9 protein-coding genes and 1 pseudogene are annotated in these 9,590 nt (G+C 55.8%); 2 read left to right on the plus strand and 8 right to left on the minus strand.

Going from position 1 to position 9,590, the window contains the following annotated elements:
* A pseudogene (locus tag R6U20_RS00455) lies at window positions 1–318 on the plus strand (hypothetical protein); the annotation flags it as partial.
* A gap of 311 nt (window positions 319–629) precedes the next feature.
* Here the strand turns inward: R6U20_RS00455 and R6U20_RS00460 are convergent.
* From R6U20_RS00460 to R6U20_RS00480, 5 genes are all read right to left on the minus strand, one after another.
* Entirely contained in the window at window positions 630–1,616 is a 987-nt protein-coding gene (locus R6U20_RS00460) for a GDP-L-fucose synthase family protein (protein ID WP_410335903.1), read from the minus strand.
* A gap of 84 nt (window positions 1,617–1,700) precedes the next feature.
* Entirely contained in the window at window positions 1,701–2,633 is a 933-nt protein-coding gene (locus R6U20_RS00465) for a DUF58 domain-containing protein (RefSeq protein WP_410335904.1), read from the minus strand.
* 135 nt (window positions 2,634–2,768) lie between these two features.
* Entirely contained in the window at window positions 2,769–3,368 is a 600-nt protein-coding gene (locus tag R6U20_RS00470; protein WP_410335905.1) for a carboxymuconolactone decarboxylase family protein, read from the minus strand.
* Window positions 3,369–3,491: 123 nt separating this feature from the next.
* Window positions 3,492–4,067 carry a hypothetical protein gene (locus R6U20_RS00475; protein WP_410335906.1) on the minus strand — a complete coding sequence of 192 codons (576 nt, stop codon included), beginning with the start codon at window positions 4,065–4,067 and terminating at the stop codon, window positions 3,492–3,494.
* 88 nt (window positions 4,068–4,155) lie between these two features.
* A complete protein-coding gene (locus R6U20_RS00480; RefSeq protein WP_410335907.1) occupies window positions 4,156–4,389 on the minus strand; it encodes a hypothetical protein in 234 nt (77 codons plus the stop codon).
* Between R6U20_RS00480 and R6U20_RS00485 the strand changes: the two genes are divergently transcribed.
* Window positions 4,370–4,642, plus strand: coding sequence for a pentapeptide repeat-containing protein (locus R6U20_RS00485; protein WP_410335908.1), 273 nt, complete (start codon window positions 4,370–4,372; stop codon window positions 4,640–4,642). The two genes, R6U20_RS00480 and R6U20_RS00485, sit on opposite strands and share 20 nt — an antisense overlap.
* A 302-nt stretch (window positions 4,643–4,944) precedes the next feature.
* Here the strand turns inward: R6U20_RS00485 and R6U20_RS00490 are convergent, their stop codons facing one another.
* The 3 genes from R6U20_RS00490 to R6U20_RS00500 all read right to left on the minus strand — a co-directional run bounded on the left by R6U20_RS00490 (window position 4,945) and on the right by R6U20_RS00500 (window position 8,933).
* The gene (locus R6U20_RS00490; protein WP_410335909.1) at window positions 4,945–5,334 is read right to left on the minus strand and encodes a hypothetical protein; all 390 of its coding nucleotides are present in this window, start codon (window positions 5,332–5,334) and stop codon (window positions 4,945–4,947) included.
* A gap of 894 nt (window positions 5,335–6,228) precedes the next feature.
* Window positions 6,229–7,890, minus strand: a complete 1,662-nt coding sequence (locus tag R6U20_RS00495) for an OmpA family protein (RefSeq protein WP_410335910.1) — start codon at window positions 7,888–7,890, stop codon at window positions 6,229–6,231.
* Window positions 7,891–8,276: 386 nt separating this feature from the next.
* Window positions 8,277–8,933 carry a hypothetical protein gene (locus tag R6U20_RS00500; protein ID WP_410335911.1) on the minus strand — a complete coding sequence of 219 codons (657 nt, stop codon included), beginning with the start codon at window positions 8,931–8,933 and terminating at the stop codon, window positions 8,277–8,279.
* Between the last annotated feature and the right edge of the window lie 657 nt (window positions 8,934–9,590).

Genomic DNA, 9,590 nt, shown 5'->3' on the forward strand with positions numbered 1-9,590 from the left:
CCGCTGAACATCCTAATTGGCGGCCTCCTCTCGCTCCTCGCCGCACTCAACCTGATGGTCACGTACGTCGCGTACAACCAGCCGAGCGCGTGCAGCTTTAACCGCTCCACCGGCGTACTGGCAAGCCTGCCCGCGCTCCTGGCGGGCGGCGCCTGCTGCGCTCCGGCGATCGTGCTGATCCTTGGACTGCAAGTGTCGTCGCTCTTTATCACGGCGTTTCAGGTGCTCATTCCGGTAGCGGCCGTCTTGCTGCTCATCACCCTTAAGCTGATCTTAGACCGCACGCATCCCGAACGGCTTTCGTTGGTGGATGCATAAGTGCTCTGTCACACGTGAATGTGTGGGTTGCAACGTGCCCCGTTTACATGATGTCATCTTGACTGCGGATACCGACAGCGGTCGGTAAGAGTCCTGACACGAGCGAAGCGACTGATGAACGCAGTGAATAAAGATCTCCCCCAAGGTTGGCAGGGCCTCTGTCCCGCCGTATCTTCTGAACGACGAGGAGATGTTTCGACGCGCTTCGGGCCCTGGGGGGCCCTCCGCTTGCTCAACATGACAATTCGTTAGAGAGAACGGACCTGAGCGCGCCTCCCTTACACACTGCAAGAATCACGTGTGACAGAGCACTACGCGGCAACCCACTCTTCTTCGTGCTCGCGGTACCAGTCGTATGTTTTCTGGATGCCGTCGTGCAGACTCGTCTTGGCTGACCACCCTAACTCGTCCATGCGCGTGGTGTCGACCAGTTTGCGGGGCGTACCGTCGGGTTTTGAGGGGTCGTGCTCGATGGGTCCGTCGTGGCCGACCACATCCTGAATGGTCGCGGCCAACTCGTTGATAGATAGGTCCTTCCCCACGCCTACGTTGAGCATGCCCTCGTAGGCCGCCTCGCGCAGATCGTCTTCCGGCGTTTCGAGGATAAAGCGCACCGCGTCGGCCAGGTCGTGGCTGTAGAGAAACTCGCGCTTGGGCGTGCCGCTGCCCCAGAGCGTAACCGGCGCATCGCTACCATCGGGGGCTGCGCCTTTTGCCTCATGAAACTTGCGCAGCAGCGCCGGAAGCACATGGCTGGTTTCGAGGTCGAAGTTGTCGTTCGGCCCGTACAGATTCGTGGGCATCAGCGTAACCATGTCGCTACCGTGCTGCCGGTGGAACCCCTGACACAGCTTGTGTCCGGCAATTTTGGCAACAGCATACCACTGGTTCGTCGGCTCCAGCGGACCGGTGAGCAGGCTGTCTTCGGGCATCGGCTGGGGCGCATGCTTCGGGTAGATGCAGGTGGAGCCCAAAAACACGAGTCGCTCCACGCCCGTCTGCTGCGCGGCGCGGATGACGTTCATTTCAATGGCCAGGTTGTCGTACAAAAAATCGGCCGGGTACTGGTCGTTAGCGAGGATCCCACCCACGCGCGCGGCGGCCACCACAACGAAATCCGGCTGCTGCCGCTCGAAGAAGGCGTTCGTATCCGCCTGATTGCGCAGGTCGAGTTCGCTACTGGTGCGCCCGAAGATGTTTTCGTATCCAGCCGATTCGAGAGCCGACCAGATGGCGCTGCCGACCATGCCGCGGTGTCCGGCAATGTAGATGGAGGCGGAGGGGTCGCTGAGATGCATACGATTGAGGCAGCTGTGTGAGGAAAAAGCAGTTTGATGGGACGTACGGCACAACGGCGAGATGGGTTGCGACCGGGCAAGCGCCTACGCCAGCTGTTGCCGTTTGTTGAGATACGCGAGCAGCGCCTCACGGTACGAGGTGGCAGTGTCGAGCGTGGCAAAGTCGATGTTATGCTCCAGGCACGACCGCCGAAAGCGCTCCATGAAGTGTTCGGCCGCCTCTTCGTAATGCTCGCGGAGCTGTGCCGGATGCACCGCTTGCTCCGCCCCCGTTTCCATATCGCGAAAGAGCATAGGACGGTCGGGAAACTGAAATTGCCGTTCGGTAGCGCTATTCAGCACATGAAAAACGATCACTTCATGACCCCGATGCCGCAGGCGTCGCAGCGCATGCAGCAGGTCGTCGTGCGCGCCCACGTTCTCAAACAGATCGGTGATGACCACCACCAGCGACCGCCGCCCGATGCGCTCAGCTACCTCGCTTAGCGCCGTAGCCGCGTTGGTCTGAGTGCCCGTAGACTCGCGCTGTACGAGAGTTTCGAGCGTACGCAAGAGCGTCTGACGCTGCGCCGGGGCTGCGCTTGGCGGACGCACCGTGTGCACCGTTTCGTCAAACGCCATCAGACCCGTAGCATCCCGCTGCCGCAGCATGAGGTGGTGCAGTCCCGCCGCCAGATACGCGCCATACTCAAGCTTCGAGAGCGCGGCCTCGCCTTTGTAGTGCATCGAGGCCGAGGTGTCGAGCACCACATAGTGCCGCAGATTCGTCTCTTCCTCGTACTGCTTAATGTAGTAGCGATCGGTCTTGGCATAGACCTTCCAGTCGACATGGCGCAGTTCGTCGCCGGGGTGATACGGACGGTGCTCGGCAAACTCGACCGAGAAGCCGTGATAGGGACTGCGGTGCAACCCTGTCATGAAGCCCTCTACAATGAGGCGTGCACGCAGCTCCATCGTATCAAGCTGCGACACCGCCACCGGATCTAGAAAGCGAAGCGCGTTGGGCGAGGTAGCCATGCCTGAACCTTTGCGTGAATAGAACCTGCCGGATGCCCTGGTACCAGGCGGCTGGCGTAGGGGTTCAGGGCAATCTGGTCATCTCGGACAACACTGGATATGCAAGCTTATACAGGCAGTAGGGCAAACTTCGATTCAGTTAACCGTTGTGGTTAGGGCTTCCTCTGGAATTGATGCCCACTCAGCCTGGTCCATGTTCTCTGGCATCATTGCTTCAAACGCATCGTCAACCTGAGTTTGTTCTATATGGTTAATATAATTGCTCAGCGTTTTTATAGCAATGAGTGCGTTGATTTCGTAGAGATGCATACGGGTGATGCCATACTTTTCCAACTGGCTAATGTCATCCGCATCCAGCCAACCATTCTTGTCAAGAATGAGGCGTGTCGCCTTTACAAATCCTCGTAGAGTTTTTTTCGCTGGTAGCTTGCCCTGGTTGATATCCTGAATGTCTGCTTCGGAAAGACCCGCTTCATAACCAAGCGCAGCATGGGCACGCACACAGTAGTGGCAGTCGTTGTATCTCGAAATTGTTAGGATCACCGCTTCTCGCTCGTTATCCTGCAAGTTGCTGTTTTGTAGTGCCTCAGACGCCGCAATATAAAACTGGGCAACTGCTGGGTTGTGCCTGTTTACGGCCTCAATCATATTGGGGACCATGCCGTAGTAGGCCTCTGCCATTTCAATCGATTTTTGGACTTTTCGTGATTGGGTGTTTCTGTGGTTGTTAGCCATATCTACTGTGGAAGGTGTCAAAAGAAAAAGTTTCAAACAGTACACGAATCATTCTTCAGGTGGGGCGCAAGTAAATTTTAATTATATTAATATATACAGAGACTCGCAAACTATTTCTATTAACTAACCCGTAAACAAACGTTGGCGTTTTATATTTTTAGGCTTCTCGAAACGATTGTTCATCAGCTTATTAATGGGCTGCAGTGGAGCCTCAACCGGAAAATCACTCATATGGTGAGTAAATGCAGTCATTTTCTTTACACCTATAAGTGCAAAAATTTCGTAGAGGTCACCTCGCGTTACGTTGTGCTGTTGCAAGTTGCTGAGCTCATCTGGACTCAGCCAGGCACGCTTTTTACATGACAGACGTGTAGCTTTCACCAACGCGTTCAGGCGCCTGTCGCTAATATTTTCACCGTCCAGTAACTGTCCTACAATCTGGGGCGACAGCCCAGCATCCAGTGCCATACGCGCGTGGACAACGGCGTCATACCGGCTGTTCAGGTAACGGGCCAGTTCCAGTAGAACCGCTTGCTGCTCCTGACATGTTAACACGCCACTGAGAAGAGCTTCGTCTGCGATCATGTAAGCAGCTGCGGGTGTCCCTGTGTAAGCGCCCGTCTCAGTGAAAAAGCTGGGAACAATGCCGTAAGTAGAACGGGCTTCGTCTTTGATTTGCGACACTGAAATTGCACCCATTTTTGAGTTTGAATTTAAAGTGTACCTATAAGTTATTACAGGGTGTGCCTAAGACCATTACCAGCAACTGAATCTGGATCAGGTATTTTCATTGGTTAGACGACTGCTCGGCAATGTCGAACATTGAGGGCCCTCCGTCCGGGTCCTCCGCCGCGCCCCCTTCTTCAGACACTGCTTCAAGGCCCATCCTGAGCAACGTGTCATAATCGCTGAGCACATCTCGAACCTCCATGGGGGATGCTTCGCCTTCCGACACAGCATGATCTTCTTCAGAGGTTGCATCGGGCTTTTCTTTCTCGGCTATGCGTTTTGTTTCGGCCATACGCTGCATATGTTGTAGGCGCAACTTGGCCCGTTGCAGCCGTAACTTGGCGCTCTCTGCCTCTTTGATTTTGCTACTTTCCAGAGCTTCGCTTTCCAGAGCTTCGCTTTCCAGAGCTTCGCTTTCCAGAGCTTCGCTTTCCAGAGCTTCGCTTTCCAGAGCTTCGCTTTCCAGAGAAGGTGTGTCTCTTGTGCTGAAACGGTCGAGACGAGCCCTGATACGCTTCAGATTCGACATTGCCGTCTCCCCCTGACTGCCTTCTGATTGGGGAGCGGATTCTACTTCAGCTCGTTCTTGGGGGGCAGTATGGTTCACTATTCCACAACGGGTAATTGCTTCTTCGATTGAGCAGTTTGCTTCATAGGCGAATTCGGCAACACGCATCCAGGTATTCTTTGGTAGATCTCCCTTACGCGTGGAATCATCGCTTTTCAAGTGGCGAAACGATGTCATCACTGGTTCAGATCGTGACGTGTGCATATCTGTCTCGGCTTCTATTATGCAAGCGATTGGGGGGTAAGAAACCCGTAGTGGTTCTTCTATGACTGCTTTTCCTTAATACATTTCGTCGGGGCCTTTCAGCCGATCGAGCAGCTTTTCCATGCGTTCGACTTGTATCCTGACATTCTCTTGCACATTAGGGTCTTCATGCTGCAAAGCGATCTCGTCCTTCAGCAGGTTACTGGGCCATGCTTCCATGTGCCGCAGCCCGGCGGTCTCTGTCTCCGCCCGATTGCTTGTTGATTCAGGAGATGTCTCTCGCTTGAACTCATCCTGCTGAGACAAACAGATCATCATACGCGATAGTGCTTCTAACACCGAACGGCTTTCCGTATAAGCATGGTCAGCAATGTCCATCCATGTGCGTTTCGGCACGGGTATGGTGCGCATGGATTTGTCGCCTTCAGCGTTATCGTTGTTAAAGGGCAAAGCGGGTGTCATCATTGGTTCGGCGCTTAGTTTGTGTGTATCCTTGCCGTTCTCTCGTTGAAGGCGGCTTAGCAGCAGATGTATGTATTAAAGCGCAGTTGCATCGGGATCCCTTGGCTTCTCTTTTCGAATGCACCGCGGGTCCTGATTGTCCTGATTGCGCTTGTCATGATAACAGAACGATCAGCACATGTGCCTGCCCAGATCATGCAACCTGATATACAAATCCGCTATTTGTACAAATATGACGCTCATTTGCATAGATCGTGCGCCTTTATGTGCAGATAGGATGTCCTGTTGGGAAGTTGAATGGCTTGTGGGGCCGTACCGCGTCAAAAATGCCATAACGCCGCCGCGACGAGAGCGTAATGTGATGCTGCGCAAAAACCGCGACTTGGGATCTGAGTGGGAGGACTGCCCTTGAAAGCACGCCCGGTTTCGACAACCAGAATGAGATAGGCCTTCTTCGACTAATACCAAATGCGAGAGTTCAATGTGCAGATTTGAGGGGGCACCCTGAACTTCAGTACCGGACCCAAGTGACAGCGGCCTGCGCCTTCTGGTGAGGTGCACTTATGTCCTGGATCCTGGATCTCCGTTCCTCCGACGGCTGTCGGGTATCTGTTTAGCGCGATTCAATGGCCCCCACTCGGGGGTCATCTCGGACAATCCCGACGGCCGTCGGGAGCTGATCCGGAGCCGAGCGAAGCGAGGGCCGAAGGTCATGCCTGTGGTACGCACGAAGTAATCCATCCTTCGGGAAGGCAGCTCCATGTGTTTGTTCAGAGCCCGTCATTTTGCGTCAGGTACCGGGAAAACGTGAACAGGTCAGTTGTGCAATATATGAATGACGATTCTGCGCAAATGGTATAACAAACGTTCCCTTCTACAACGCGATACACGTTGGGGTCAGCGGTCGCTGAACATGACCCGAATCGTGACGCCCCGATTGTAGATGCGCTCTTCATCGGTGCCGACCAGATCAGGGTGAATGGGCTCGCTGGTGGCACTTACCGGCTGCAGGATATCTTCGGGCACGGCTCGCTGGCGAAGGGCAGCGCGGACGAGAAGTGCGCGTTCTTCGGCGAGTTGCTCATTAAGGGCTTGTGGCCCATCCGAACTGTGATGACCGCGCACCTGCACCTCTACAGTGCGGTTTATGTCTTCAGACGCCTGGTACAAGTCAATGATATGCGTGCCGAGGCGGTCGAGCACAGCCGATTGTCCATCCAGGAGCGTAGTCCCTTCGGCAAAGAGCACGACCTCGGCTTCCACCTGGCGTTCAGCGCGTTTTAGCACCAGTGTCGGATGCATGGAGCGATACGGCTCCCACGAGCCATGTACCGTAGTGGCCGGCAACTCGGTAGTCTGAAGCAGCGAATCGGGATGTGGGGCAATCGGATCGCGTAAGCCGCTGATCACCCATGCGCCGTCCTCACGCCCGGCATCGGTTACGACCAGACCGGGCGTGTCGTCGAGCGTCTCAGTGAATGCCGTCCACTGCTGATGCGTAGTGTAAGCCGTGTATCCCCACCACCCGATTCCGACAAGCAGGACCAGCATAATGAGCCACAGTACTGGTGAAGGGCGTTTGCGCGGCGCCTCGTATTCTTCCAGCAGAGCCTGGTCGAGCACCGGACGGGCGGGAGCGAGCGTTTCTGTGTCGCCCTCAAACTGAACCAGTGCATCTCGAAATTGGTGATGCACCCGTTCATTGACACGGTGCAACGTTTCGCGCAGATGCGGATCGGGGGTGCCGCGTACAGCAGCTGCAAGAGCGGCTCGCGGGCCATGATTTACCCATACGCTCAGCGAGCCAACCGAGAAGTTCTGGAGGGTTTCCTCCTCGTCGAGCTCGAACGAGTCGTGTACGAAGTCCTGAATGGCCGTGAGCATACTGGAGACCAGGGCGCTGTCCTCGGCCTGAACGGCGTCGTTGGTGAGGTGCTGCATGGGAAGCCCCGTTTCGCGGTCGATCAGAAAGATCTGTTCGACGCGAAACAGCAACGTATGGCGCAGCACGACATCTGCAAAAGACGTTCCGGTGCGCCAGGATTCGATGCGCCAGCGCAATCCCTTCAGCGAGAAGCCGCGATCCAGCGTCTGGTTCACATTAGCAACCAGCGAATTCATCGCTTCGCTTACGCTCCTGCGAATGGCCGGGCCAATGATCGGAAATATCGCATCCACAAGCGGTTGCGGATTCCGCTCTACGGAGACGTGCAGCGTGCGCTCTACTGTTGGGGCAAGCGCATCGGCAAGGGCTTCGCTGCGAGCTGCTTGCGAGACGTCTGCATCGGAGGCGTCTGCATCGTCGGGGGCGTCGTGCGGCTGTGTATGAAGGCGAATCGCTTCTGGAAGCACACGGCTGACCTCCTCGGCCTGCATCTCCTCTTCGTCGACTTCCAACTCCGCTATGCGACGACGCAGATCGGCTACCACGTCGCGATCGGGGCGCAGCAGCAGGCGCCGCAGTTCTCGCATGGTAGCGTGTTTATCACCGGCAGCCGAGGGGGACGGCGAGGCTGAATCGGTTTTGCTTGGAGCGGTGGACGAAGGAGACGAAGCCATGCATCAGCCAAGTTACGTACAAAGCCAGGGAGCGGAGCGGCTACTGTTGTGTCAAGGATAATTTTCGGGTTGTGTGATAGTATGGAATCCCTCCCCCTAAATCCCCCCTCCTCTGAGGGGGACTTGGGAAGTGGCACCTCACAGTTCCTTCCTCCCCGGGGAGGAAGGGTAGAATGGAGGGGAAAATACGCATCTCAACCCAACCTTTCAGGGTTGACAGAGCACTACTGCTGTGTCACACATCAATGGTTGGGTAGCTCACACGAATGATTGGCATGGAAGGCCACAAACGATCCCGGATCTGCTCCCGACGGCGGTCGGAATTGCCCGGGATGACTATAATGTGGAGTCCATGTGTTACCCTATGAATCACCTGTGACACGGTACTACTCACGCAAGCGCGTGGCCATCTGATCAAAGAGATCGGCCAGACTACGCCGGTCGGTTGCTTGTCCGCGCAGCTGCGACACGGCAGCCTCAACCAGTTCAGAAAGCTCGTCGTGCTGGTCGGAGATTTCCTTATCGAGCGTCTTCTTCTGCGTATGGAGGTCTTCGCGGAACGACCGTTTGGCACGATCGAGCGCTTCTTGCAGGTCCTCGCGTGTATCGGCGAGCGAGCGGCTAAGCTCTTGGATTTCGCGTTCCAGATTGGCGACATCGGAGCGGTGCGCCTTTTTCTGCTCGCTCAAGCGGTCGGCCAGCTCGTCTTTTTCCTCGCGGGCGAATGTATCGAGCACGTCAATCTGCTCCTGCAAGTCGTTACGCAGACTGCGCAGTTGGTTCTCAACTTTGGTTTCGAGGCGGTCGAGGCGCTCGTTTGTCTCACGCTCGTGCTCCCCAAAGAGCAGGTCGCGCACGCGGTCGAGTTCGCCTAAGGTAGGGCTGCTCGATGCCGATGCGCTTTCATGCGAACTATCAGTCGACGCGGTGTCGGAAGGCTGTACCGAGTGAGGAGGCTCGCTTGTAGCGCCGTCGTTGGAACTCGGCGTAGCGGCAGAAGACGACGACGTTTGGGCGGGGGCGGAATCGGTGGAATCAGGCATGGCAGTGTTGAGGTCATTGGTAGACAAATGCGCGGTGGGTTCCCCCGGTGACTTCTCCTGTTCGTCAGTCTCCTCATCGGGGTTCTCCTGTTCAGGTACGGGCTGCAATGCGTCTGGTGATTTCGCTGATGAACCGGGTGCGGATGAACCACGCCAGGGGAGCCAATCCATCAGGGCCAGCATCACAAAAGGGAGCATGAGGGCTGTGGGCGGTCAAGTACGAGGCAGTCAATCCAACGCACCGGGCATGCTGTTGGAAGCACACGGGCATAGCAGAATCCAGGGGAGAACCCAGAACCAGCGCGAGTTATAGATGCACAGCATGTTCGACGCGTGGCACAGCCCGTGTTCAGCGGGAGCATTTCAGCCTCCGAATCCTTTTGCCGTTATGCACGCTAACGGTGGGTAGACGGGCACTTCGTATGCCACTTACGTTTATCGCTTGTAGCTAATTGCTGTGGCCTTTGTGAGTTTATAATATAACGCCAAACGTCTACAAGTGCCAACTGGAGATGTGCACAAACGAAAAAGTGACAGGGGAGTGCCCCCTCGCTATGTGCAACAACACCGTACCCGAAGGGTTGCTCATCGATGAACTCCTATGTTCGCTTCTCTTTTGCAGATAGACTGTTTTTACGGTACGGTGCAGAAAAAAAT

The sequence above is a fragment of the Longimonas sp. genome (genome assembly GCF_046498435.1).
Taxonomy (GTDB): Bacteria; Bacteroidota; Rhodothermia; order Rhodothermales; family Salinibacteraceae; genus Longimonas.